Here is a 22,382-nt window from a genome sequence, read left to right on the forward strand (position 1 = left end):
GGGGCCGCTCGATCACGTCCCGCCTGCCGAGTTCGAAGCCAATTACCATCGTCAACGCGCTGGTCAGGCCGCGACCGTCTGACTTAAACCAACTGGCCTCCGCGGAACCCGGGGCGTTTCACCTCGTGTATGAAGGGCATGCTCAATGGGCTGGATGAGCGGTCCAAGTATATAGACAAGGAGGAGTTCGAAGACTTCTTTCAAGTGCCTTCGAAAGACGTTGTCGGAGTCGGTCTTGAGATTGCCTTTCGTGCTGGATTGCCCACTGTGGTCGCAGCCGTTGATGGCTCCTCTGCGGATCGAGCTGGGTTGCGCCCGAAGGACTACATATTGGCGATCGATGGTCACTCAATGGAGGAAAGCGAGATTCAAGATGCTGTGAAGAGGCTTCGAGGCAAGCCGGGTACAGCGGTCATCCTGGCGATCAGGCGGCCCGGTGAGACGGAGAACCGATCGTTCACGTTGGTTCGAGAGCAGACATACGCCAAACCAGTGGTCGGACAACGGGCACCGTTTGCCATCGGCTATCTACGCATTCGTATAGTCAACGAAAGCACTCCAGCGGATGTGCGCGCTGAATTTCGCAAGATGCAAGCCGCAGGGCCCTTGCGTGGTCTTGTGCTCGACTTGAGAAGCTCTCCGGGAGGCTTGCTCCTGTCATCCATCGAGCTGGCGGCAATGTTTTTGCCACCCAATGCCGCAGTTGTGAGCAGCGTGGGCCGATTGCCCGAATCAAATCAGGCTTGGACAGCGAACAGTGACGAAATCTTGAAGGGCAAAAATGCAAAACATGACGAATGGCCCGAGGCCATGAAGTCCGTACCCCTGGTTGTTCTCGTCAACGCGGGCACCGCGTCTGGCGCTGAGATCATCGCTGCCGCATTGAGGGACAACGGTCGGGCCAAGCTGATCGGAAGCAAGACCTTTGGCCAGGGAACGATTCAGACAGTCAGGAAATTGTCGAAGGATGCGGCGATCAAGCTGACCACGGCGTACTACAAGACTCCAAGCGGACTTCAGTTGCAGGGAAACGGACTCGAGCCTGACTTGCAGGCCCCCGACCCAGCGCGAATGGAAGATGCGGGGACGGACCAAGATCCAGGTTTGAGCAAGGCAATTGCTTCGTTTCGTTCCTCATCGTGATGAAGTGAATCGCCAGTGCTTTCGCTATCGTTGAACTGCCATTGAGGCGCACTATGCAGTGCTGCCTCGCAAGCATCCGCCCAGAGTGACAGTGATTGGCGGGCTCCGACGGCGACTGTCGTCCATCCACACAATCTAACCGCGACTAGTGACAGGCTATACGGACAATGGCTTTGCAGCGGTAGGCTGCGTGGCGAGTGGTACGTCTGGCGCATCGCCAAAGGTGACCGGCTTGGTGCAGAGCCCACCGAGCGTCTTCGTTGTAGCAATGCACCCAATCGCCTGAACTTCACCTTTGGGTCGATAGCTGCCGTTGAATGGCAGTGACTTGATTGGCTACTCCCAGCCTTGAGCCGCCCCTCACCCCTTCGCCTTGAACACACTCCCCAACCACCCCAGATACCAATCCAGCAGCCGCTGGAATCGCCCCTTGCCGGCCGCAGAATCAGGGTGTTGATCTGCATCGTTAGCCACCTCAGCCGCCGCCACCGGATATTTCGCCGCCAAGCCCGCGTTGAAGGCGGCGAAAAAATCGCCGGCCATTTTTTGGGCGGCCATGTCGACCAGGCGCGAGCCGATCTGGGCGATCTTGCCGCCGACGCTGGCTTGCACCTCGTAGTGCAGCAGCGTGCTGGCCGGGCCTTTGGGCTCCAGCCGCACCTGAGCACTGCCCTTGCCATGGCCAGCGGCGCCACCCTGGCCTTCGAAGGCGAGCTGATAGCTCTCGGGCGGGTTCAGTTCGGAGAGCTTGAGCCGGCCCTTGAACTTGGCCTTGACCGGGCCGATGGACACGGCGATCAGCAGCTCGTAGGCGTGTTCCTGCTCGGGCACGGGCGTCAGCGACTCGCAGCCGGTGATGGCGGCCTTGAGCATCTCGGTGTCGTTCAGCGCTGCCCAGGCCTGAGCCTGGGACACGGGCAGCAGTTCTTGTCCGCTCAGATTCATGGTGTGCGTTCAGACAGGATGGCAGCCAGCTGTTCAAGGCTGGCCAAGTTGTGGACGGGCAGGTGCAGGCTGACCTCGGGCAAGAGCGCGCGCACGCCGGCGGCGCGCGGCTCGAAGCCCTGGTAGCGCAGCAGGGGATTCAACCAGATCAGGCGCCGGCAGCTCAGCCGCAGACGGCGGGCCTCGGCGGCAAGGTCGGGGCGCCCGGCTACACCATCGTCTTCATCACCGCGCTCCAGCCCATCGGTGATCAGCAGCACCGTCGCGTCGCTGCGCAGCTCGCGGCGGGCCCAGCGCTGGTTGAACTCGTGCAGGCAGGCGCTGATGCGGGTGCCGCCGGACCAATCCTGCACCTGGCGCGACACGGCGGCCAGGGCCTGATCGGGGTCGCGCTGGCGCAGCGCCCGGGTGATGGGCGTGAGCCGGGTGCCGAACACATGGCAGCTGATGCGCGGCCGCGGGCCGGCCGAGCAGGCCGACGGCGCCGGGTTCATCAGCCCATGGGCCAGGTGCAGGAGCACGCGGGAATAGCGGCTCATCGAGCCGGAGATATCGGCCAGGATGATGAGCGGCGCCACCCGCTCGCGCGGCGCCTCGTGGCGGATGGCAAGACCTGGCCCCCGGCCCAGCGTGCGCAGGCTGGCCCGCCAGGCCACCGTGCCGTGGGCGGCCGGCTGGCGCCGCCGCGTGAGCAGGCGCGGGAACAGCGGCTGCAGCCGGCGCAGCTGCAAGCGGGCAGCGGCCCATTCCTCGACCGTCATGGTGTCGAAATCGCGCTGGCGCAGCTGCTCGCGCTGGCTGAAGCTCAGCGCGGCGTCGAGTTCGATGCGCTGCTCCGGTGGCGGCGCGGCCTGGGGCAGCTCGGCCGCGCGGGGAAACAAGGCCTCGGCCAGGCGGCGGTTCTGTGCCGGCGGCGTGCCGCTGCGGCCTTCAGCACGAGACTCCACACTCGGCAGCATCATCGCCATCACCCGGCCCATCAGGTCGGGGTCTTGCCAGAAGATGTGAAAGGCCTGGTCAAACAGCAGGCGGTGATCGGCGCGGTCAAGCAGGCAGGCGGCCAGCGTGGCCTTGAAATCGCGCCGCGAGGCCAGGCCGCCCTGCTGCAGCGCCTGCAGGGCCAGCGCGATGCGATCGCTGCCGATGCGCAGGCCGGCATCGCGCAGCACGCGGCCGAAGTGCATGACGTTCTCAGCCAGATGATGGGCATCGGCCTCGGCCCGGCCTGCCAGCGGCTCAGCCATGGGCTTCGGCCTGGATCTGCGCCAGCAGCCGGGCCGCCTCTGAGCCCTGCACGCGGGCGATATCGTCCTGGTACTTGAGCAGGAGGCCCAGGGTGTCGTGCACGGTTTGCGGGTCCAGCACCAGGGCGTTGAGTTCCAGCAGCGCGCGCGACCATTCGATCGTCTCGGCCACGCCGGGCAGCTTGTAGAGATCGATGCCGCGCAGGCCCTGCACAAAGCCGACGATCTGCGCCGCCAGCGCCGCGCTGGCGCCGGGCACGCGCTGGCGCAGGATGGCGGCCTCGCGCTCGGCCGAGGGGAAGCCGACCCAGTGGTAGAGGCAGCGGCGCTTGACGGCGTCGTGGATCTCGCGGGTGCGGTTGGAGGTGATGATCACGACAGGTGGCTGGCGCGCCTTGATCGTGCCCAGCTCGGGAATGCTGATCTGGAAATCGGACAGCAGCTCGAGCAAAAAGGCCTCGAAGGGCTCGTCGGCGCGGTCCAGCTCATCGATCAGCAGCACCGGGGCCAGGTCTTGCTTCGGATCAATGGCGCGCAGCAAGGCCCGCGGAATCAGAAAGCGCTCGCCGAACAGATCGCGCGACAAGGCCTCGCGGTCCACCCGCTGATCACCCTGCTCCTGCCCGTTCAGGCCCTGAGCCTGGAGCTGGATCTCCAGCATCTGCCGGGCGTAGTTCCACTCATAGGCGGCGCCGGCCATGTCCAGGCCCTCGTAGCACTGCAGCCGTATCAGCGGCCGGCCCAGCATGGCGGCCAGGGTCTTGGCGATCTCGGTCTTGCCGGTGCCCGGCTCGCCCTCCAGAAACAGCGGCCGCTGCAGCCGCAGCGCCAGAAACACTGCGCAAGCCAGCTCGCGCTCGGCCACATAGCCCTGCGCCAGCAGGGCCTGCTGGGTGTCGTCAATGCTGCTGGGTTCAGTCGACATCAGTCATCACAGCCATCAGTGCCCGCGCAGCGCGACAGCCCCAGCAGGCAGCGCCGATCCGGCTTTGCCGATCGGCCGCTGCTGCTCAGCGAGGGCGCGCAATGCGCGTCTGGGAATCAAGCTACAGCACGGCTGGCCAAGACCGGAATCAAGGCCGCCCGGTAGGCCGCCGAGCCGTGCAGATCGCTGTTCAAGCCCTCGGGGCTGATGGTCACCGCGCTGGCGCTGGCAGCGCTCCATTGCGCCGTTAGCGCCTGCTCGATGGCCGTGGCGCGGAACACACCCGGCCCCGCGCCGGTGACGGCCACGCGCACGCCGGCCGGCCCGCGCGAGACGAACACGCCGACGATGGAAAAGCGCGAGGCCGGCTGCTTGAACTTCTGCCAGCCGGCCTTCTCGGGCACCGGGAAGCTGACCGAGCTGATGATCTCGCCGTCCTGCAGCGCGGTTTCGTACAGGCCCTTGAAGAAGTCGTCGGCGGCGATGCTGCGGCGGTCGGTGTGGATGGTGGCGCCCAGGCCCAGCACGGCGGCGGGATAGCAGGCGGCCGGGTCGTTATTGGCCAGGCTGCCGCCCAGCGTGCCGCGGTTGCGCACCTGGCGGTCGCCGATCTGATCGGCCAGCGCGGCCAGCGCGGGAATCGCGGCCTGCACCTCCTTGGACGCCGCCACCGTCGCATGGGTGCTCATCGCACCGATGACGAGGCGGCCGTTGTCCAGCCGTATGCCTTTGAGATCGAGCACGGTGCTCAGGTCGATCAGCGCCTCGGGGGCCGACAGGCCCAGCTTGATGGCGCCAAGCAGCGATTGGCCGCCGGCGATCACTTTGGCATCGGGCTGGGCCGCGGCGCGCGCGGCATCGGCCAGCGTGGCCGCATGGGTGTAGCTGAAGCTCATGGCCGGGCCTCCTTCTATGCCTTGGATTGGGTTTGCAGAACTGACCACACCGCGTGCGGACTGGCTGGCATCGGCACGTCCTTGACGCCCAGCGCGTTGCAGATCGCGTTGATCACCGCCGGCGGCGAGCCGATGGCACCGGCCTCGCCGCAGCCCTTCACGCCCAGCGGGTTGTGGGTGCAGGGTGTGCCCTTGGAGGTCTTGATCTGGAAGCTGGGCAGATCGTCGGCGCGCGGCATCGCGTAGTCCATATAGCTGCCGGTGAGCAGCTGGCCGGAGTCCTTGTCGTAGATGCCATGTTCGAGCAGCGCCTGGCCGATGCCCTGCGCGATGCCGCCCTGCACCTGGCCTTCGACAATCATCGGGTTGACGATATTGCCGAAGTCGTCCACGGCGCTGAAGCGGTCGACGCGCACCACGCCGGTCAGCGGATCGACCTCGACCTCGCAGACATAGCTGCCGGCCGGGTAGGTGAAGTTGGTCGGGTCGTAGAAGGCGTTTTCGTTGAGACCAGGCTCCAGCTTGTCCAGCGGGTAGTTGTGCGGCACATAGGCGGTCAGCGCGATGGAGGCGAAGGGCAGGCTCTTGTCGGTGCCGGCCACCTTGAATTGCCCCCCCTCGAACTCGATGTCGCCATCGGCCGCTTCGAGCAGATGGGCGGCGATCTTCTTGCCCTTGGCGATCACCTTGTCCACCGCCTTGACGATGGCCGTGCCGCCGACCGACAGCGAGCGGCTGCCATAGGTGCCCATGCCGAACAGCACCTTGCCGGTGTCGCCATGCTGGATGTCGACATCGTCGATGGGAATGCCCAGCCGGTCGGCCACCACCTGGGCGAAGGTGGTTTCATGGCCCTGGCCGTGCGAGTGGCTGCCGGTGAAGATGGTCACCTTGCCGGTTGGGTGCACACGCACCTCGCCGGCCTCGAACAGGCCGGCCCGTGCGCCCAGCGCGCCGGCGATGTTTGACGGCGCCAGGCCGCAGGCCTCGATATAGGTCGAGTAGCCGATGCCGCGCTTCAGGCCCTTGGATTCGCTGACCGCCTTGCGTGCCGCAAAGCCGGCCACATCGGCCAGCTCGATCACCTCGCGCAGCGTGGCCTCGTAGTCGCCGGTGTCGTAGGTCAGGCCTACCGGCGTGGCGTAGGGGAAGCTCTTGATGAAGTTGCGCCGGCGGATCTCGGCCGGGTCCAGGCCCAGCTCATGGGCCGCAGTTTCCACCAGGCGCTCGACCACATAGGTGGCCTCCGGCCGGCCGGCGCCGCGGTAGGCATCGACCGGCGCGGTGTTGGTGAACACGCCGGTGACCTCGGCATAGATCTTGGGCGTGGTGTACTGGCCGGCCAGCAGCGTGGCGTACAGAATCGTCGGCACACTGGACGCGAAGGTGGACAGGTAGGCGCCCAGATTCGCCGTGGTGTGCACACGCATGCCGAGGAAGCGGCCGTCGCGGTCGCAAGCCAGCTCGGCCACAGTGGCGTGGTCGCGGCCATGGGCATCGGCGAGGAAGCTCTCGCTGCGCTCGGCGGTCCATTTGATCGGGCGGCCGAGCTGCTTGCTGGCCCAGGTCAGCGCGGTCTCCTCGGCATAGAGAAAGATCTTGGAGCCGAAGCCGCCGCCCACATCGGGCGCCACCACCCGCACCTTGTGCTCGGGAATGCCCAGCACAAAGGCGCACATCAACAGCCGCTCGACATGCGGGTTCTGGTTGGCGACATACAGCGTCCAGCTCTCGTCGGCCGGGTTGTAGCTGGCGTTGGCAGCGCGCGGCTCGATGGCGTTAGGAATCAGCCGGTTGTTGCGGAACTCAAGCCGGGTGATGTGCGGCGCGCCGGCAAACACTGCATCGGTGGCGGCCTTGTCGCCGCAGCCCCAGGTGTAGCAGACGTTGTCCGGCGCTTCATCGTGAACGCTGGAGGGCGCCCCTTTGGCCGCCGCGGCATCGACGACCGGGCTCAGCTCCTCATAGTCGACCTCGATCAGCGCCGCCGCGGCCTTGGCCTCGGCATAGCTTTCGGCCACCACCAGGGCCAGCTGGTCGCCGACATGGCGCACCTTGCCATCGGCCAGGATGGGGTGCTTGGGCTCCTTCATCGGCGAGCCATCGAGGCTGTTGATCAGCCAGCCGCAGGGCAGGCCGCCGATGGTGCGGAAATGCTCGCCGGTGTACACGTCCAGCACGCCAGGCGCGGCCTTGGCCGCAGCGGTGTCTATGCTTTTGATGCGGGCATGGGCATAGGGGCTGCGCAGGAAGTAGGCATAGGTCTGGCGCGGCAGCACGATGTCGTCGGTGTACTGACCGCGGCCGGTCAGGAAGCGCGCATCTTCGCGGCGCTTGACGCTCTGGCCGATCAGGCCACTGCTGACCGCTTTGTCGGGTGCGTTCATCTCAGGCTCCCTTCTGCTTCATGGCCGCCGCGCCGCACTGCACGGCACGCACGATGTTCTGATAGCCGGTGCAGCGGCAGAAGTTGCCTTCCAGCCCGGCGCGAATCTCGGCCTCGGAGCCATGCGCGTGGTGCTGCACCAGATCGACGGCGCTCATCACCATGCCCGGCGTGCAGAAGCCGCATTGCAGGCCGTGGCATTCCTTGAAGGCGGCCTGCATCGGATGCAGCTCGCCGCCCGCGGCGGCCAGGCCTTCGATCGTCGTCACCTCGGCGCCCTGGACCTGCAGCGCCAGCACATTGCAGGACTTCACCGCGCGGCCGTTGATGTGCACGGTGCAGGCGCCGCACTGCGCGGTGTCGCAGCCCACATGGGTGCCGGTCAGCGCGAGGTCCTCACGCAGGAACTGCACCAGCAAACGGTCGGGCGCGACCTCGCGCGTGACCGTCTTGCCGTTGACCTTGAGCGATAGTTTTTGGCTCATCTTGTCTCCTTGTAGTCGCAGCAGGACAAGAAGCATGGTCGCGGCAGCCGGCCGCGCTGACTGCCCCCGTTATCCCTGCTGTATGCGCATACATAGGCGCCAAGGCACCCGGGTTGCCTGCATCAGGCTGGCACAGCTGAGCGTACTTCGCGGCCGCTCACAGGCCACTCACAGCCCGTAATGCCGCTTCAAGGCCTCCACGCGGCCCAGGCTCTGCAGCTGCTCCAGCGCATGCTGCAGCCGGGCAGCCAGCACATCGTCCTGTGGAGATACGCCGTACCAGTAGAACCCCGTTGCGTCGAGCACGGCCACGCTGCTCAGCGTTTCCGGCGGCAGCCCCAGCTGACGCAGATTCCAGCTGGCGGCCAGCTCGTTCATCGCCAGATAGTCGGTGCGGCCGGCCAGCAGCATCTTCAGCGCGCTGGCATAGCTGTTGGCCACCTCCAGCTGGGCCATCGGATGCAGGCCGCTGTCGAGCAGCTTCTTGTGCGTGCCGGTGCCGCGGTTGACGCCGATCTTGCGGTTGCCCAGCAGGGCCAGGCCCTGGAAATCGAGATCCTGGCGCTGGCTGAGGCGGTAGATCAGCACCCGGCGCGGCAGCACCGGGCCAATCCAGCGGTAGCCGCCTTCGCGTTCGCTCTGCCGGTCCAGCGGAAAAACGATGAAGCCATGCCCACGGGTCTTCAGCGCCCGGCTCAGCGGCTGCAACTCCAGCCGCAGCGGCAGCTCCAGCAGATTGCAGACATCCTGCAGCAACTCGACGAACAGGCCGTGCAGCTGTTTGCCCTCGCCGTAGCTCAGCGGCGCCAGCTGGTGGGCATAGGCCAGCAGTTCACGCGGCTCGCCCAGCAGCGGCGGGCCGGCCAGGCCAAGACCGGGAGCAAAGCCAGCGAGCACCGCACGACGCCTGATCATCGGGCGACTCTAGCAGAGTGGCCCCCACGAGCCCAGCGCGGCCCTTGCTGTCAAGACAGCGGCTTGCAAGCACAATGGCCGCATGGACAACGTCGACTTGAACGTCTTGCGCCAGGTGGCGCAGTGGCAGCACGAGGGCCGGGCCGTGGTGCTGGGCACCATCACCCGCACCTGGGGCTCGGCGCCGCGCCCGGTGGGCTCGGTGGTGGCGGTGCGTGACGACGGGCAGATTGCCGGCTCGGTGTCGGGCGGCTGCATCGAGGACGACCTGATCGCCCGCATCCGCGACGGCGCGCTGCAGCTGGCCGCGCCCAGCGTGGTGCGCTATGGCGTTGGCGCCGAGGAAGCGACGCGCTTCGGCCTGCCCTGCGGCGGCACGCTGGAGCTGGTGCTGGAACCCCTGCAGCCGGCCTCGCAGATCGATGAGCTGCTGCGCCGGCTCGATGCCGGCGAGCGCGTGCAGCGCGAGCTGCGCCTGGCCGACGGCGCCGTGCAGCTGCGTGCGCCGCAGGCCGGTGCCGACGTCGTACAGCTGAGCGAAGACCGGCTGATCACCCACCACGGCCCGCAGTGGCGGCTGCTGATCATCGGCGCCGGCCAGCTGACCCAGTACCTGGCGCAGATGGCGCTGGCGCTGGACTACCAGGTGCTGATCTGTGATCCGCGCAGCGAGTACGAGCTGCACGTGCCCGGCACCACGCTGACCCGCGAGATGCCCGACGACACCGTGCTCTCCTTTGCGCCGGACGGCCACAGCGCCATCGTCGCGCTGACCCACGATCCCAAGCTCGACGATCTGGCGCTGATGGAAGCGCTGAAGAGCCCGGCGTTTTACGTCGGCGCCATTGGCTCGCGGGTCAACCAGGCCAAGCGCCGCGCCCGGCTGGCCGAGCATTTCGACGTCAGCCAGGCCCAGCTGGCGCGGCTGCACGGGCCGGTGGGCCTGCACATCGGCGCCCGTACGCCGCCCGAGATCGCGCTGGCCATCCTGGCGCACATGACGGCGGAACGCTACGGCGTGCAGCTGAGCAGTTCACAGCTGGGTTCGGGTGCCGAAAGCGGCTGTGCCATTTAAGCGGTATTGACCCGACCTTTGCTCAATCAGGCGAGAAGATCTGCTCGATGGGCAGCTCGAACACGCGGGCGATGTCGAAGGCCAGCGGCAGGCTGGGGTCGTAGCGCTGGTTCTCGATCGCATTGATGGTCTGGCGCGAGACCTTCAGCCGCTCGGCCAGCTCGGTTTGCGACCAGCCCCGCTGGGCGCGCAGTTCACGCAGCTGGTTGTTCACCGGTAGCGCCTCGCAGCCAGCTGCAGGCCGATGATCCACAGCCCGCACATCAGGCCCCAGACGACGAACATGCTCAGCCGCGGATAGCCCACGCCCTCCAGAAAGCCGTAGCCCAGGCTCACAAAGGCGGTGCAGGCAAAGGCAAAGCCAAAGGCCTCCATCTGCACGCGGGCCTGCAGCTCATCGAGCCGGCGCAGATGGCGAAGGATGACCCACAGGCCCAGCGCGGCCGGCAGCATCGGGCTCAGCGCAATCAGGTCGCGCAGCGGGCCGTTGACGTCTTCATGGCCTTGCAGGAACAGGATGGAAGCCACCAGCACGGCTGCATACGCCACCATCGCGCCCCCCAGTTCACGGACATAGACCTTGGGCGCAAAGCTGCCCCGAATTGCTTTTTGGTTCACTTCGTCACTCCTCGATGTGTAAAGGATGCTTTCCAATGTAGGGCAGAGCGAGCGCGATGTAAAGCCTCCTTTCCATTCGCTGGTACGGCGTGGCAAAAACGACAAAGCCCGCCACGTGTTGCCACGGGCGGGCTGTACTGGGAGCGGTGGGCCGGCGGGTTCAGCGCATCGTGTATCCGCGGCCATCCATGCAGGCGGCCACGGCGCGGTTGAAGACGCTGCTGTCCTGCATCGCCGCTTGCTGAGTGGTGGCCCAGCGGTTGCATTCCTGGCGATCGGCCTCGGTCTGCCAGGCGCCCTGACCGTTGCGCGGGTAGATGATGGGATCGGCACGGCTGGGCACCGGCGCGGGCACCGGCTCATAGCTGCGCCACTGCACCGGCGGCGGCGGCGCGGGCACCGGCTGATACACCGGTTGGTAGACAACGTCCGGCTGCCGATCACGCTCGGCCTGCGAAGCCAGTGCGATCAAGGGCACAGCCACGGCCAAGCCCAGCAGCAGGCCCCCGACGCCAACACCACCGTGGTGATGATGATGATGGCGCGGTGGCTCCCAGCGGCCATGCCCACCATGGGGGCCGGCCATGGCCACGCCCTGCGCCAGCACGAGTCCGCTGATGATCAGCGCGCGGGTCAGTGATTTCTGGTTCAGCATCGACATCTGCAGCCTCGATTGGCGGTGGGGTGGCTGCTCAACGCGGTCAAGGCGCCGGCGGTGGACAGCCGTCGCTTCGATTGTGCGCTCAGCGCATGCTGTAGCCGCGGCCGTCCATGCAGGCCTCGACGGCGCGGTTGAACACGCCGGCGTCATTCATCGCCGCCGGCTGGCTGGTCGCCCAGCGGTTGCACTCCTGGCGGTCGGCCTCGGTCTGCTGGGCCGTCTGACCATTGCGCGGGTAGATGATCGGGTCAGGCCTGGCAGGCGCGGGAGCCGGCGCTGGCGCGGCGGTCTCGGCGCCGGCCGGCGGCTGCACCACCACATAGCCGGGCGCGCCGACGGCCGGCGCGTAATAGATGCCATTGGCGTAGTAATAGGGCATGCCGCCGACGCGCAGCGTGACATAGGCCGGCGGCAGGATCGGGATGATCACGCCGACGGGCGGCATGATGACCCGATAGCCGCGACTCCAGGGCCGGTACCAGACACCACCATGGAAGTAGTAGCGATCGGCATGGTGGGCCACCACGACGGCGCCGGGCGGCAGCACGCGCTCCACATAGCCGGGGCCAGGGTAGTAGTGGTCGTGGTGATAGCGGTTGTCGAAGTTCAGCTGCACGCCGACGCTGACATGATCGCGGGCGGCGGCCAGGCCGCTGAACAGCAGCGCGGCGCAGGCGGCCGCAATGCGCATCGTCATTGATCCGTTCATGATGGGATTCGCCTCCAAGGCAGAGTATCCCCAGCACAACGCCCCGCCATCACCGACGGTCGACAAAGCGCTTGTTAAGCCTCGGTAAAGCTGGCGCCTGGCGCGCGCGCGGTACGCAGCTCGCCCAGGCGCTGCTGCAGACCGGCATAGATGCCATCGAGCAGCGCCGCCTTTTTCTTTGCCTCGGAGCGCTTCTTCGACGCGATTGCGTTGAAGTCAATCTGCTGCTCGGCCTGCGGCGCGATATGGAAGTAGCCGTCGCCGCCGGCCACGGCACCCAGCTCTTCCCAGGTCTGGTCGTAGTTGGCGGTGATATGCCAGCGCCGCCACAGATTCAGCGCAATGCGCTGGCGGTTGCCGATCAGCAGCACCTCGCTGCAGCCCAGTACCTGGGCCAGTTGGCGGGCAGCCGTCAGCAGCAGCGTGGCCGGCCGGCAGGCGTGGAAGTCGCGCGTGGCCTGGCGCACCCGCTCGCGCGCCTGCCCGTCGGCGACGCCTTGCAGCCGGCCAATCACCAGGCGCATACGGCCCGGCTCACCCTGCAGCACAAAGGTCAGGTTGAACAGCAGCTCGCCCTTGAGCAGCACGCGCAGGCATTGCTCGCCCTCGCGGTGGCCGTCGTGCACGGCGGTCAGGTCGATCTGAAACGGCTCCTCGGCCTTGCTCAGGCCCTCGTGCAGCAGCTGCGGTTCGCGTGCCGCGGCGCAAATCAGCGGCGTCAACCCCAGGCGTTCGATCAGCTGATAGTTGTTGATCAGCGCGTCAACACGCTGCCGGCAGCTCAGGCTGCTGGCCATATAGGGGCGGTAGATCTTGGTCAACAGCACCGGACGCAGCCGGGCCGTTTCGGCCAGCGGCGGCAAGGTCTGCAAATAGACGAGCCAGCGTTGCGTCTGCCGCGGATGCAGCAACGCGCCCAGGACCAGCTTTGTGCGGTCCTTAGGTGCCATTGGAGTTTGGGCCAGCGTGGCCCTCAGCAGTGCAAACAAGGCTGGCATGCGCGGGTGCCGCACCGGGGACAGGCTGCGCCGGTCCGGGCCCGGTACAGTCGCTCAGTCGCTGAGTGGGTGACGGGAGGAGGATTCTAGGGCCCCGCCCTGCCCGGCCCCCAGCTTTGACACCGTGCACCAAGGAGACGCGCTTGATCGAACTGCATTACTACCCGAGCAACGCCAGCTTCGCCCCGCATGTGGTGCTGGAGGAACTGGGCACGCCCTTCCAGCTGCGCCTGGTCGACCGCAACCAGGGCGCGCACAAATCGCCCGCCTACCTGAAGCTCAATCCCAATGGCCTGATCCCGGCCTATGTCGACGGCGATCTGGTGCTGTACGAGTCCGCGGCCATCCTGCTGCACCTGGCCGATACCCACCCCGAGGCCGGCCTGATGCCGCCGCTGGCGACGGCCGAACGCGCCCAGGCCTACAAATGGCTGATGTGGCTGACCAACACGCTGCAGCCGCTGCTGATCAGCTACTACTACCCGGAGCGCTGGGTCGACGAGGGCAATGCGCCCGGCGTGGCCCAGGTCAAGGCCCACGCCGAGGCGCGCATTGCGCCGCTGCTGGACCAGCTCGAGGCCGAGCTGCAGGGCCATGGCGGCCCCTGGCTGCTGGGCGAGCGCTACACGGTGCTCGACCCCTTTGCCTTCATGCTGTGCCGCTGGACGCGCAATTTCGCCCGCCCGGCGCGCAGCCTGCCGGCACTGGGCCACTATCTGCAGGCGATGGCCGAACGGCCGGCGCTGCAACGCGCCGTGGCCACCGAGCAGTTGCCCGCCCCCCTCTACTGAGCACCATGACCGAGCTGATCCTGATCCGCCATGGCGAGACCGACTGGAACCGCCGCCAGTGCTTCCAGGGCCAGATCGATGTGCCGCTGAACGAGCGCGGGCTGACCCAGGCGGCGCGGCTGGGCCAGCGCCTGGCCGAGGAACGACAACGCGGCACGCTGGGCCCGGTGGCCCGGCTGATCAGCAGCGATCTCGGCCGCGCCCGCCAGACCGCCGGCCCGGCCGCTGAAGCGCTGGGCCTGGCGCTGGAGCAGGACGCCCGGCTGCGCGAGCAGGCCTTTGGGATTCTGGAAGGCCTGAGCTTTGCCGACATCCGCGAGCGCCATCCGGCCGAATTCGAGCGCTGGGCCAGCCATGACCCGGCCTACGCCCTGCCCGGTGGCGCCGAGAGCCGCCAGGTCTTTCATGCCCGCGTGACCAGCGCCCTGCTGGAGCTGGCCGCGGCGCACGAGGGTCAGGTCTTGCTGGTGGTGACCCACGGCGGCGTGCTCGATATGGTCTGGCGCAGCGCCCTCGGTCACAGCCTGCATGGCCCGCGCGACTGTGCGATTCCCAACGCCGGCATCAACCGGCTGCGCGTGCATGAGCGGCGCTTTGAAGTGCTGAGCTGGGCCGAGGACGAGCACCTGATCGACCTCGATTGAAAGGCGGGCAGCGGCAGCCGCTGTCACGCCCCGGTCACGGCCACCCCCTATGGTGCGGCGCTTTCAAGCATCACCGGGAGTGCCTCGTGCAAGACAAGAAATCCACCACCCTGCTCCAGCGCCATCCGCTGGCCCTGGCCGCCATGCTGGCTGCCGCACCGGCCGCCTTCCTGGCCGGCTGTGGAAGCAATGGCGACAAGCCCGCCATCCCCGAGGGCAGCACGATGGAAGTGGCCGTGCTGGCCACCACCGATCTGCACCAGAACGTGTTGAGCTACAACTACTACGCGCTGGCCGCCGACACCTCGCTGGGCCTGGAGCGCACCGCGGCGCTGATCAAGAGCGCCCGCGCCGAGAGCCCCAACAACGTGCTGCTGGACGACGGCGATGCCACGCAGGGCACGCTGCTGGGCGATTATCAAGCTCAGGCGCAAACGATTGCCTGCGCCAGCACCCTGGCCATCTACAAGGCCATGAACAGCCTCGGCTACGACGCCGCCGGCCTCGGCAATCACGAGTTCAACTACGGCCTGCCCTTCCTGTCGCAAACGCTGAACGCCGATCTGGGCGTGGCCGGCGTCAGCAAGCCCGCCCCGGATTGCGGCGCGCCCAAGTTCCCGGTCGTCATCAGCAATGTCTACAGCGCCAGCAGCAAGGCGCCGCTGCTCAAGCCCTACACCCTGATCAACAAGACCTTTGCGGCCAAGGGCCCGAATGGCGAGGCGCTCAGCGTGCCGCTGAACATCGGCGTGATGAGCGTGGTGCCGCCGCAGATCATGGACTGGGACGCCAAGAACCTGGCCGACAAGGTCTATGTCAACGGCGTGGTCGAAACCGCCACCCAGTTCGTGCCCGAGATGCGCAGCAAGGGTGCCGATCTGGTCGTCGCCTTGTCGCACGGCGGCCTGGACGCCTCGGCCTACAGCCCGAAGATGGAAAACGGCAGCTACCACCTGAGCAAGGTGCCCGGCATTGACGCCCTGGTGGCCGGCCACTCGCACCTGATCTTCCCGGCCGCCCGCGAAGCCGGCGCCCCGGCGCTGGACGGCTCGCTGAAGGGCCTGCCCGGCGTCGATGCCGACAAGGGCTTCGTCAACGGCGTGCCGACGGTGATGCCGCAAAGCTGGGGCCGCCGCCTGGGCATCATCAAGCTGAGCCTGGTCTACCAGGGCGGCAAGTGGGTGGTGAACAAGGACAAGACCCAGGTCGAGGCCCGCGGCTTCAAGTACAGCGACGGCAAGACCATCGTTGACGCCGAGCCCAGCGTCGCCCCGCTGATCGATGCCGAACACCAGGCCGCCGTCGCCTACGCCAAGCAGCCGCTGGGCACGACAACGGACTTCCAGATGTCGGCCTACTTCTCGCTGGTCGGTGATGTCAGCGCGATCCAGATCGTCAACCAGGCCCAGATCGCCTATGTAAAGAACTTCCTGGCCACGACGACCGACGCCACGCTGAAGTCCTACCAAAACATCCCGGTGATCTCCTGCAGTGCGCCCTTCAAGGCCGGCCGCAACGGCCCGACCGACTTCACCGATGTCGCCCCCGGCGCCAGCGCCGCCGCGCCGGTCGCGCTGCAGGTGCGCAACCCCGGCGATCTCTACCTCTACGGCAACAACAATATCCAGGCCGTGAAGATCAAGGGCAAGGACTTGCGCGCCTGGCTGGAAGCCGCCGCCAAGCAGTTCGGCCAGATCGACCCCAGCAAGACCGCCGAGCAGGACCTGGTGCCCAGCTACGCGACGATCTTCAACTTCGACGTGTTCTATGCCGAGGACAACGCGCTGACCTACCAGATCGACGTCAGCAAGCCGGCCGGCTCACGGGTCGTCAACGTGCTCTACAAGGGCCAGCCGCTGGCTGACGATGCCGACTTCATCGTCGCCACCAACGACTATCGCGCCGGCGGCGGCGGCAGCGTGCCGGGCATCGATGGCAGCAAGACCATCATCAAGTCGCCCGACGCCAACCAGACTGTGGTGGCCGAGTACCTGAAGCGTCAGCCCAAGCTGCAACGCGCCAGCAACGGCGCCGCGCGGGCCTGGAGCTTCGTCAAGCTCAACACCGCCGGTCCGGTGATCCTGCGCAGCACGGCGGGCAAGCTGGCCATCGCGCAGAGCCTGGGCCTGCCGCAGGTGGCCGCCGAACTCGGCATCGACGCCGCCGGCTACGGCCGTTACAGCATCGACCTGAGCAAGTGATGCTGGACGCGCGCTGGCAGACCCTGGCCGCGCTGGCCCTGCTCGGGCCGGCGCTGTGGCTGCTGCAGGGCTGCGTGCCCGATGCGGCCCCGGCGAGTGCGGCGATCGAGTCGCTGGGCCTGCGCGCCCAGCAGACCGCCGCCCCCGAGGCACTGGCGCGGCTCTCGCACTGGGCCGAGCAGGGCAGCGCGGTGGCGCAGCGCGAGCTGGCCCTGGCGCTGTTGCAGCGGCCCGGGCGTGAGGCCGAGGGGCTGGCGGCCCTGCAGGCGGCGGGGCGCGGTGGCGACGCCCAAGCCGCCTGGCGCTATGGCGAGGCCCAGCGCCTCGGCCAGCACGGCCTCAGGCCCGATGCCGCCGCCGCGCGCCCCTGGCTGGCGCGCGCTGCTGAGCTGCACCACGCCGAGGCCGCTTTGGCATTGGCGCGGATGGCCCGCAACGGCGATGCCGGCCCGCAAGACCTGAGCCTGGCGCTGCACTGGCTGCAAGAGGCCAGCGCCGCCGGCAGCGCGCCGGCGATGTTTCTGCTGGCCAATGCCTATGCCCAGGGCGAGGGCACGCCTGTTGACCCCACGGCCGCCAGGCTCTGGCTGGAACGCGCCGCCGACCACCACTACCCGCCCGCGCTGCAGGGTCTGGCCCTGGCGCTGGAGAACGGCGAGCTGGGCCTGGCCCGTGACCCGCAGCAGGCCCGCGAGCTGCTGAAGGAGGCCAGCGAGGAACGGCGCAACCGCTGGCAAATGTGAGTTCAGACTGAGGCGGCCAAAAGTCACCCCATATTCGCCCTCTGGTTACGCGCAGACAGGCTTGCTATGGTCTGCCGCCATGACTACCCCGATGACACGACGGCGCTGGTTGCAGCGCCTGGGCCGCCACGGCGGCAGCGCGGCCGTGCTGGCGGCGCTCAACAGCCTGGGCCTGGCCCAGGCCTCGCCGGCCAGCGCTGATTTCAAGCTCGGCCCCGCCCCCACGCGAGGCCGGCGCGTGCTGGTGCTGGGCGCCGGTGTGGCCGGCCTGGTCTCGGCGCTGGAACTGCAGCGCGCCGGCTACCAGGTCCAGTTGCTCGAGTACAACCAGCGCCCCGGCGGCCGCTGCTGGACGCTGCGTGGCGGCGACCGCTACACCGAGCTGGGCGGCGCCAGCCAGCTGTGCCAGTTTGACCGTGGCCAGTACTTCAACCCCGGCCCCTGGCGCATCCCCTTCAACCATCACGGCGTGCTGTCCTACTGCCGCCAGCTGGGCGTGGCGCTGCAGCCCTTTGTGCAGATCAATGACAACGCCTATCTGCACAGTCGGCGCGCCTTTGGCGGCAAGCCGCAACGGCGCCGCGAGCTGCAGGCCGATTTCAGCGGCGAGGTCGATGAGCTGCTCGCCAAGGTCCTGCAGCAGCACCAGCTCGATGCCCAGCTCAGCAACGAAGACCAGGCCCGGCTGCTCGAGACGCTGCGCCACCAGGGCGCGCTGGACCGCGAGTACCGCTACCGCGCCAGCGATGCTGTCGCCGAGCGGCGTGGCTTCGAGCCCTTTGCCGGTCGCGGCGTCAGCAGCAAGCCACCGCTGGACAGCCCTCGCCCCCTGACCGAGCTGCTCGGCTCCGGCCTGTTGCATCAGCTGGAGCAACTGCCCGACTTCGAGTACCAGAGCCCGCTGTTCCAGCCGGTCGGTGGCATGGACATGATTGCCCAGGCGCTGGCCCGCGCCGTGGGGCCGCGCATCCGCTACGGTGCGCGCGTCAGCGCGATCAGCCAGGACGAGCGCGGCGTCAGCGTCGCTTATGAAGACCTCGGCCAGCCCGGCCGCCAGCACACGGCCAGCGCCGACTGGTGCGTCTGCACGCTGCCGCTGTCGGTGCTCTCGCAAACCGAGATGCGCATCAGCCCCGCGCTTCGCGAGGCCATCGACGCCGCGCCCTATTTCTCGGCCCTCAAGGTGGGCCTGCAGTTCAAGCGCCGCTTCTGGGAAGAGGACGAAGGCATCTACGGCGGCATCACAAGCACCGACATGCCTAACCGGCTGATTGCCTACCCGAGCCACGACTTTCACGGCAAGAAGGGCGTGCTGCTGGGCGCCTATGCCTTTGGCACCCAGGCGCTGGAATTCACCGCACTGCCGCCGGCCAAGCGCATCCAGGCGGCGCTGCGCTTTGGCGCCCAGATCCACCCGCAATACCCCGCCGAGTTCGAGACCGGCATGGCCGTCGGCTGGCACCGCTCGCCAACCACGCTGGGCTGCTTTGCGTTCTGGTCGCAAGCCAACCGAGAACGCCATTACCCGACGCTGCTGAAGATGGATGGCCGGCTGATCCTGGCCGGCGAACACGCCTCGCTGCTGCCGGCCTGGCAGGAGGGCGCCGTGCTCTCGGCCCGTCACGCGGTCACGCAACTGCACGCGGCGGCCAGCAGCCAAACCGCCAAATGACGCCTAATGACGCCGGACGAAGCCGGATGAAACCGATGAGCACACCCGCCTCACGCCTTCTCGCCGCCCTGCTGCTGGCCCTGGCCGCTGGCCGCGCCAGCGCCGCCGACGCGCCGGCCGTCAGCGAGCCGCAGTTCTCCTCCGGCTGGCGCTTCGAGCAGCGCAGCGGCGCGGCCATCTACGGCGCGCTTTGCGCCGCCTGCCACATGCCCGATGGCCGCGGTGCCCGTGGCGCAGCCGCCTATCCGGCGCTGCAGGGCAATGCCAAGCTGGCCAGCGCGCCCTATCTGCTGCACATGATCGTGAACGGCAACCGCGCCATGCCCGGCTTCGGCAGCCAGCTCAGCAATGAACAGATTGCCGCCGTGGCCAGCCATGTGCGCCAGCGTTTCGCCAGCCTGCCCACCGGCGAACCGGCCATCAACCCTGCCGACGTCCAGGCATTGCGCCCGGCGCCGCAGTCCAGCTCCCCGAGCACCCCGGCCGCCTCGGCGGTCGCCCACTAACGCTGAAAATCACCACCATGATCAAGACACTGTTCAGCTGCGCCCTGCTGCTCACTTCGCTCAGCAGCGCGTTGGCGCAAACCCCAGGCGCCACGCCAGCTGCCGCCGCCGGCAAGCCCGCTGATGTCATTCGCCACCGACCGGCCGGTTCGACCTTCCCGATCGCCAGCGCCGTCGAGGTGCCCGCCGGGCGCACGCTGGTGTTCCTGAGCGGCGCGGTGCCGCCCGTCGTTGACGACAAGGCCGAGCGCGGCAGCCTGGCCGCCTATGGCGATACCCGCACCCAGACCCGCGGCGTGCTCGCCGCCATCGAACGCTCGCTGAAAGGCCTGGGCCTCGGCATGGGCGATGTGGTCAAGATGCAGGTCTTTCTGGTCGGCGACCCGGCGCTGGGCGGCAAGATGGATTTCGACGGCTTCATGGCCGCCTACCGCGAGCAGTTCGGCGGCGCCACCCAGCCCAATCTGCCGGCCCGCTCGGTGATGCAGGTGGCCGGCCTGGTGGCGCCGGGCTGGCTGGTCGAGATCGAAGTCACCGCGGTGCGCTGACCCATGGAGCGTCTTGCATGAGCAGCTTCCACACCGCGCGCGAGTTCGCGTTTTCAGCGAGCCAGGTCTACGCCGCCTTCGCCGCGCCCGAACGGCTGGCCCGTTGGTGGGGCCCGGCCGGCTTCAGCAATCGCTTCGAGCACTGTGAATTTGTCCCCGGCGGGCGCTGGCGGTTCGTGATGATCGGGCCGGATGGGCACGAGTACCCGAACGAGAGCCGCTTTGCCGAGCTGATCACGAACGAGCTGATCGTCATCGACCATGTCGTGGCCCCGATGTTTCGGCTCACGGTGCGGCTGACGGCCTTGCCCGACGACCCGGGCCACTGCCGGCTCGACTGGGAACAGGCCTTTGCCGACGCGGCCGTGGCCGAGCAGGTGCGCCACATCGTCGTGCCGGCCAATGAGCAGAACCTCGACCGGCTGGGCGCCGAGCTGGCGCGCGGCCTCAATCAAGGCCTGCAAACTGATTGACGGTTTCGCTGGCCTCGCGCCGGCCGCGGCGGCAATATGGCCGCATGAACACCGCCACCACCGCCGATGCAGGCCCGGCCTCGATCCGGGACCGCCTGCTGCAGGCCGCCAAGACCTGCTTTCTTGCCGACGACTACCACGCCGTCAGCACCCGCCGGATCGCTGATCTGGCGGGCGCCAATCAATCGATGATCCGCTATTACTTCGGCAGCAAGGAGGGGCTGTACGAAGAAATGCTGCGCAGCACCCTGCAGCCCCTGCTCGACGTGCTGGACAGCGAGATGCTCGCCACGCCGGCCGGCTTTGCCGACTACCTGCGCCTGTACTACCGCACCATGCTGGGCGCGCCGGAGTTCCCGCGGCTGATCATCAAGGTGCTGGCGCTGCGCGCCGGCCCGGGGCGGCGTTTCATCCAGCAGTTGCTGGAGCGCGGCCGCAGCCGTGGCGCCCAGCGCGTCGAACAGCTGAAGGCCGAGGGGCAGGCCGCCGCCACGCTTGATCCCGACGTGCTGCGCATGAGTTTCGTCAGCCTGGCGATGACGCCGCTGCTGCTCAAGGAGGTGTTCGAGGAACAGATGGAGCGCGAGATGGACGCGAGCTTCCTCGACACGCTGGCGCAATTCAACGGCCAGCTGATCAGCGCCGGCCTGGCCGCGCTGCGGCAGGAGGCGGCATGAGCAGCTTGCAGAAACAGAGCCTGCAGGCGTGGGCCTTTGGCTGGGCCGCGGCACTGGCCAATCGCCTGCAGCGCCTGCCCAATCGGCTGGCCCCGCCGCCGTTCCGGCTGATCCAGATCGGCTCGGCCTTCTGGCAATCGCGGGCCCTGCATGCCGCGGCCGAGCTGGATATCGCCACCCTGCTGGGCGAGCAGACGCTTGCCATCGACACCCTGGCCGAGCGCGCCGGCGCGCAAGCCGACGGCCTGCAGCGCCTGCTGCGTTTCCTCGCCGCGATCGGCATTTTCGAGCTGGTGGCGCCGGGCCAGGTGCGCAACAACCGGCTGTCGCAGCCGCTGCGCCGCGATCGGCCCGGCAGCGTGCGCAGCATGGTGCTGATGCACAACTCGCCGGCCATGAGCCGCCCCTGGTACGAATCGCTCAGCGCCAGCCTGCGTGACGGCAGCGTGCCCTTCGAGCGCTGCCATGGCCAGTCGCTCTACAGCCATATGGACGCCAAGCCCGAGATGGCGGCGCTGTTCGCGCGCGCGATGGACGAGGTCGAGGCGCTCAGCGGCGACAGCTTTGCCACCGCCTTCGACTGGTCGAGGTTTCGCCGGCTGATCGATGTCGGTGGCAGCCGCGGCGCCAAATCAGCGGCGATTCTGCGCCGCCATCCGCAGCTGCAGGCGCTGGTGATCGACCGCCCGGTCGTCGTGCAGCAGGCGCGCGACTGGTGGGCCGCCCAGCCCGGCTCCAGCTGCCGCGAGCGTCTGCAGTTCGAGCCCGGCGACCTGCTCAGCGGCCCCTTGCCTGGCGCGCGAGACGCCGGCGATGTCTATCTGCTCAGTGCCGTGCTGCATGGCCTGGACGACGGCGGCGCCGAGGCCTTGCTGCGCCGCCTGGCCCATGCCGTGGGCAGCAGCGGCGCCACCGTGGTGCTGATGGAATTGCTGATGCCCGAGCAGGGCGGCGACATCAGTGCCTGCAGCTTCGATATGCAGATGCTGATGGGCACCCGCGGACGCATTCGCACGCCCAGCCAATGGCGCTCGCTGCTGGCACGTGCCGGCATGCAGTGGCAGCAAACGGTACAGCTGGCCTCGTTTGCGCAGATGCTGGTGTTGCGGCCGCAGGCTTGAGGCCAG

24 protein-coding genes are annotated in these 22,382 nt (G+C 67.9%); 12 read left to right on the forward strand and 12 right to left on the reverse strand.

The genetic code is table 11. The features are described 5' to 3' along the window. The first annotated feature begins 129 nt into the window (after window positions 1-129). The gene (locus RQP53_RS24095) at window positions 130-1,143 is read left to right on the forward strand and encodes a S41 family peptidase (RefSeq protein WP_315653285.1); all 1,014 of its coding nucleotides are present in this window, start codon (window positions 130-132) and stop codon (window positions 1,141-1,143) included. A gap of 360 nt (window positions 1,144-1,503) precedes the next feature. Here RQP53_RS24095 and RQP53_RS24100 read toward each other — a convergent pair whose 3' ends face one another. The 7 genes from RQP53_RS24100 to RQP53_RS24130 all read right to left on the reverse strand — a co-directional run bounded on the left by RQP53_RS24100 (window position 1,504) and on the right by RQP53_RS24130 (window position 8,939). Next, on the reverse strand, window positions 1,504-2,088 hold the full coding sequence (locus tag RQP53_RS24100; protein ID WP_315653286.1) for an SRPBCC family protein: 585 nt from the start codon (window positions 2,086-2,088) through the stop codon (window positions 1,504-1,506). Continuing rightward, window positions 2,085-3,332, reverse strand: coding sequence for a vWA domain-containing protein (locus tag RQP53_RS24105; protein WP_315653287.1), 1,248 nt, complete (start codon window positions 3,330-3,332; stop codon window positions 2,085-2,087). The genes RQP53_RS24100 and RQP53_RS24105 overlap by 4 nt, the downstream gene beginning before the upstream one ends. After that, the gene (locus RQP53_RS24110; RefSeq protein WP_315653288.1) at window positions 3,325-4,257 is read right to left on the reverse strand and encodes an AAA family ATPase; all 933 of its coding nucleotides are present in this window, start codon (window positions 4,255-4,257) and stop codon (window positions 3,325-3,327) included. Before RQP53_RS24110 ends, RQP53_RS24105 begins: the two co-directional genes overlap by 8 nt. Before the next feature lie 116 nt (window positions 4,258-4,373). Continuing rightward, window positions 4,374-5,153: an FAD binding domain-containing protein gene (locus RQP53_RS24115; RefSeq protein ID WP_315653289.1), complete on the reverse strand. Its 780-nt coding sequence runs from the start codon at window positions 5,151-5,153 to the stop codon at window positions 4,374-4,376. A gap of 14 nt (window positions 5,154-5,167) precedes the next feature. Continuing rightward, window positions 5,168-7,540: a xanthine dehydrogenase family protein molybdopterin-binding subunit gene (locus RQP53_RS24120; RefSeq protein ID WP_315653290.1), complete on the reverse strand. Its 2,373-nt coding sequence runs from the start codon at window positions 7,538-7,540 to the stop codon at window positions 5,168-5,170. Between the two features lies 1 nt (window position 7,541). Next, on the reverse strand, window positions 7,542-8,024 hold the full coding sequence (locus tag RQP53_RS24125; protein WP_315653291.1) for a (2Fe-2S)-binding protein: 483 nt from the start codon (window positions 8,022-8,024) through the stop codon (window positions 7,542-7,544). A gap of 168 nt (window positions 8,025-8,192) precedes the next feature. Beyond that, complete coding sequence (locus RQP53_RS24130; RefSeq protein WP_315653292.1) at window positions 8,193-8,939, reverse strand: substrate-binding periplasmic protein; 747 nt, start codon at window positions 8,937-8,939, stop codon at window positions 8,193-8,195. A gap of 82 nt (window positions 8,940-9,021) precedes the next feature. On the opposite strand from RQP53_RS24130, the gene RQP53_RS24135 reads away from it, so the two are divergent. Then, complete coding sequence (locus RQP53_RS24135) at window positions 9,022-10,014, forward strand: XdhC family protein (RefSeq protein WP_315653293.1); 993 nt, start codon at window positions 9,022-9,024, stop codon at window positions 10,012-10,014. Window positions 10,015-10,036: 22 nt separating this feature from the next. Here RQP53_RS24135 and RQP53_RS24140 read toward each other — a convergent pair whose 3' ends face one another. The 5 genes from RQP53_RS24140 to RQP53_RS24160 all read right to left on the reverse strand — a co-directional run bounded on the left by RQP53_RS24140 (window position 10,037) and on the right by RQP53_RS24160 (window position 12,991). Continuing rightward, the gene (locus tag RQP53_RS24140) at window positions 10,037-10,228 is read right to left on the reverse strand and encodes a helix-turn-helix transcriptional regulator (protein ID WP_315653294.1); all 192 of its coding nucleotides are present in this window, start codon (window positions 10,226-10,228) and stop codon (window positions 10,037-10,039) included. Beyond that, window positions 10,225-10,632, reverse strand: coding sequence for a hypothetical protein (locus RQP53_RS24145; RefSeq protein WP_315653295.1), 408 nt, complete (start codon window positions 10,630-10,632; stop codon window positions 10,225-10,227). The genes RQP53_RS24140 and RQP53_RS24145 overlap by 4 nt, the downstream gene beginning before the upstream one ends. Before the next feature lie 160 nt (window positions 10,633-10,792). Continuing rightward, window positions 10,793-11,293: a hypothetical protein gene (locus RQP53_RS24150; RefSeq protein WP_315653296.1), complete on the reverse strand. Its 501-nt coding sequence runs from the start codon at window positions 11,291-11,293 to the stop codon at window positions 10,793-10,795. Between the two features lie 82 nt (window positions 11,294-11,375). Continuing rightward, on the reverse strand, window positions 11,376-12,002 hold the full coding sequence (locus RQP53_RS24155; RefSeq protein ID WP_315653297.1) for a DUF6515 family protein: 627 nt from the start codon (window positions 12,000-12,002) through the stop codon (window positions 11,376-11,378). 74 nt (window positions 12,003-12,076) lie between these two features. Then, complete coding sequence (locus tag RQP53_RS24160) at window positions 12,077-12,991, reverse strand: DUF535 family protein (RefSeq protein WP_315653298.1); 915 nt, start codon at window positions 12,989-12,991, stop codon at window positions 12,077-12,079. A gap of 152 nt (window positions 12,992-13,143) precedes the next feature. Between RQP53_RS24160 and RQP53_RS24165 the strand changes: the two genes are divergently transcribed. The 10 genes from RQP53_RS24165 to RQP53_RS24210 all read left to right on the forward strand — a co-directional run bounded on the left by RQP53_RS24165 (window position 13,144) and on the right by RQP53_RS24210 (window position 22,376). Beyond that, window positions 13,144-13,791, forward strand: a complete 648-nt coding sequence (locus tag RQP53_RS24165; RefSeq protein WP_315653299.1) for a glutathione S-transferase family protein — start codon at window positions 13,144-13,146, stop codon at window positions 13,789-13,791. A 5-nt stretch (window positions 13,792-13,796) separates the two neighbouring features. After that, on the forward strand, window positions 13,797-14,435 hold the full coding sequence (locus RQP53_RS24170; protein WP_315653300.1) for a histidine phosphatase family protein: 639 nt from the start codon (window positions 13,797-13,799) through the stop codon (window positions 14,433-14,435). 143 nt (window positions 14,436-14,578) lie between these two features. Next, window positions 14,579-16,636 carry a bifunctional 2',3'-cyclic-nucleotide 2'-phosphodiesterase/3'-nucleotidase gene (locus tag RQP53_RS24175; protein WP_434064146.1) on the forward strand — a complete coding sequence of 686 codons (2,058 nt, stop codon included), beginning with the start codon at window positions 14,579-14,581 and terminating at the stop codon, window positions 16,634-16,636. Further along, complete coding sequence (locus RQP53_RS24180) at window positions 16,636-17,379, forward strand: tetratricopeptide repeat protein (RefSeq protein ID WP_315653302.1); 744 nt, start codon at window positions 16,636-16,638, stop codon at window positions 17,377-17,379. Before RQP53_RS24175 ends, RQP53_RS24180 begins: the two co-directional genes overlap by 1 nt. Before the next feature lie 79 nt (window positions 17,380-17,458). After that, on the forward strand, window positions 17,459-19,051 hold the full coding sequence (locus RQP53_RS24185; RefSeq protein WP_315653303.1) for a flavin monoamine oxidase family protein: 1,593 nt from the start codon (window positions 17,459-17,461) through the stop codon (window positions 19,049-19,051). A gap of 35 nt (window positions 19,052-19,086) precedes the next feature. Next, window positions 19,087-19,557: a c-type cytochrome gene (locus RQP53_RS24190; RefSeq protein WP_315653304.1), complete on the forward strand. Its 471-nt coding sequence runs from the start codon at window positions 19,087-19,089 to the stop codon at window positions 19,555-19,557. A gap of 17 nt (window positions 19,558-19,574) precedes the next feature. Beyond that, window positions 19,575-20,105 carry a RidA family protein gene (locus tag RQP53_RS24195; RefSeq protein ID WP_315653305.1) on the forward strand — a complete coding sequence of 177 codons (531 nt, stop codon included), beginning with the start codon at window positions 19,575-19,577 and terminating at the stop codon, window positions 20,103-20,105. A 17-nt stretch (window positions 20,106-20,122) separates the two neighbouring features. Beyond that, window positions 20,123-20,578, forward strand: coding sequence for an SRPBCC domain-containing protein (locus RQP53_RS24200; RefSeq protein WP_315653306.1), 456 nt, complete (start codon window positions 20,123-20,125; stop codon window positions 20,576-20,578). Window positions 20,579-20,622: 44 nt separating this feature from the next. After that, complete coding sequence (locus RQP53_RS24205) at window positions 20,623-21,255, forward strand: TetR/AcrR family transcriptional regulator (protein WP_315653307.1); 633 nt, start codon at window positions 20,623-20,625, stop codon at window positions 21,253-21,255. Then, a complete protein-coding gene (locus RQP53_RS24210) occupies window positions 21,252-22,376 on the forward strand; it encodes a methyltransferase (protein WP_315653308.1) in 1,125 nt (374 codons plus the stop codon). Before RQP53_RS24205 ends, RQP53_RS24210 begins: the two co-directional genes overlap by 4 nt. Window positions 22,377-22,382 lie beyond the last annotated feature (6 nt).

Source organism: Roseateles aquae (assembly GCF_032337115.1).
In the GTDB taxonomy this organism is placed as follows: domain Bacteria; phylum Pseudomonadota; class Gammaproteobacteria; order Burkholderiales; family Burkholderiaceae_C; genus Roseateles_C; species Roseateles_C aquae.

Excerpts from the sequence above, each read along its gene's own strand:
- RQP53_RS24100 (WP_315653286.1), bottom strand. The coding sequence starts at position 2,088 with ATGAATCTGAGCGGACAAGAACTGCTGCCCGTGTCCCAGGCTCAGGCC.
- RQP53_RS24155 (WP_315653297.1), bottom strand. The coding sequence starts at position 12,002 with ATGAACGGATCAATGACGATGCGCATTGCGGCCGCCTGCGCCGCGCTG.
- RQP53_RS24175 (WP_434064146.1), top strand. The coding sequence starts at position 14,579 with ATGCTGGCTGCCGCACCGGCCGCCTTCCTGGCCGGCTGTGGAAGCAAT.
- RQP53_RS24130 (WP_315653292.1), bottom strand. The coding sequence starts at position 8,939 with ATGATCAGGCGTCGTGCGGTGCTCGCTGGCTTTGCTCCCGGTCTTGGC.
- RQP53_RS24195 (WP_315653305.1), top strand. The coding sequence starts at position 19,575 with ATGATCAAGACACTGTTCAGCTGCGCCCTGCTGCTCACTTCGCTCAGC.
- RQP53_RS24150 (WP_315653296.1), bottom strand. The coding sequence starts at position 11,293 with ATGTCGATGCTGAACCAGAAATCACTGACCCGCGCGCTGATCATCAGC.
- RQP53_RS24110 (WP_315653288.1), bottom strand. The coding sequence starts at position 4,257 with ATGTCGACTGAACCCAGCAGCATTGACGACACCCAGCAGGCCCTGCTG.
- RQP53_RS24200 (WP_315653306.1), top strand. The coding sequence starts at position 20,123 with ATGAGCAGCTTCCACACCGCGCGCGAGTTCGCGTTTTCAGCGAGCCAG.
- RQP53_RS24105 (WP_315653287.1), bottom strand. The coding sequence starts at position 3,332 with ATGGCTGAGCCGCTGGCAGGCCGGGCCGAGGCCGATGCCCATCATCTG.
- RQP53_RS24135 (WP_315653293.1), top strand. The coding sequence starts at position 9,022 with ATGGACAACGTCGACTTGAACGTCTTGCGCCAGGTGGCGCAGTGGCAG.
- RQP53_RS24185 (WP_315653303.1), top strand. The coding sequence starts at position 17,459 with ATGACTACCCCGATGACACGACGGCGCTGGTTGCAGCGCCTGGGCCGC.
- RQP53_RS24170 (WP_315653300.1), top strand. The coding sequence starts at position 13,797 with ATGACCGAGCTGATCCTGATCCGCCATGGCGAGACCGACTGGAACCGC.
- RQP53_RS24205 (WP_315653307.1), top strand. The coding sequence starts at position 20,623 with ATGAACACCGCCACCACCGCCGATGCAGGCCCGGCCTCGATCCGGGAC.
- RQP53_RS24115 (WP_315653289.1), bottom strand. The coding sequence starts at position 5,153 with ATGAGCTTCAGCTACACCCATGCGGCCACGCTGGCCGATGCCGCGCGC.
- RQP53_RS24190 (WP_315653304.1), top strand. The coding sequence starts at position 19,087 with ATGAGCACACCCGCCTCACGCCTTCTCGCCGCCCTGCTGCTGGCCCTG.
- RQP53_RS24125 (WP_315653291.1), bottom strand. The coding sequence starts at position 8,024 with ATGAGCCAAAAACTATCGCTCAAGGTCAACGGCAAGACGGTCACGCGC.
- RQP53_RS24180 (WP_315653302.1), top strand. The coding sequence starts at position 16,636 with ATGCTGGACGCGCGCTGGCAGACCCTGGCCGCGCTGGCCCTGCTCGGG.
- RQP53_RS24120 (WP_315653290.1), bottom strand. The coding sequence starts at position 7,540 with ATGAACGCACCCGACAAAGCGGTCAGCAGTGGCCTGATCGGCCAGAGC.
- RQP53_RS24095 (WP_315653285.1), top strand. The coding sequence starts at position 130 with ATGAAGGGCATGCTCAATGGGCTGGATGAGCGGTCCAAGTATATAGAC.
- RQP53_RS24210 (WP_315653308.1), top strand. The coding sequence starts at position 21,252 with ATGAGCAGCTTGCAGAAACAGAGCCTGCAGGCGTGGGCCTTTGGCTGG.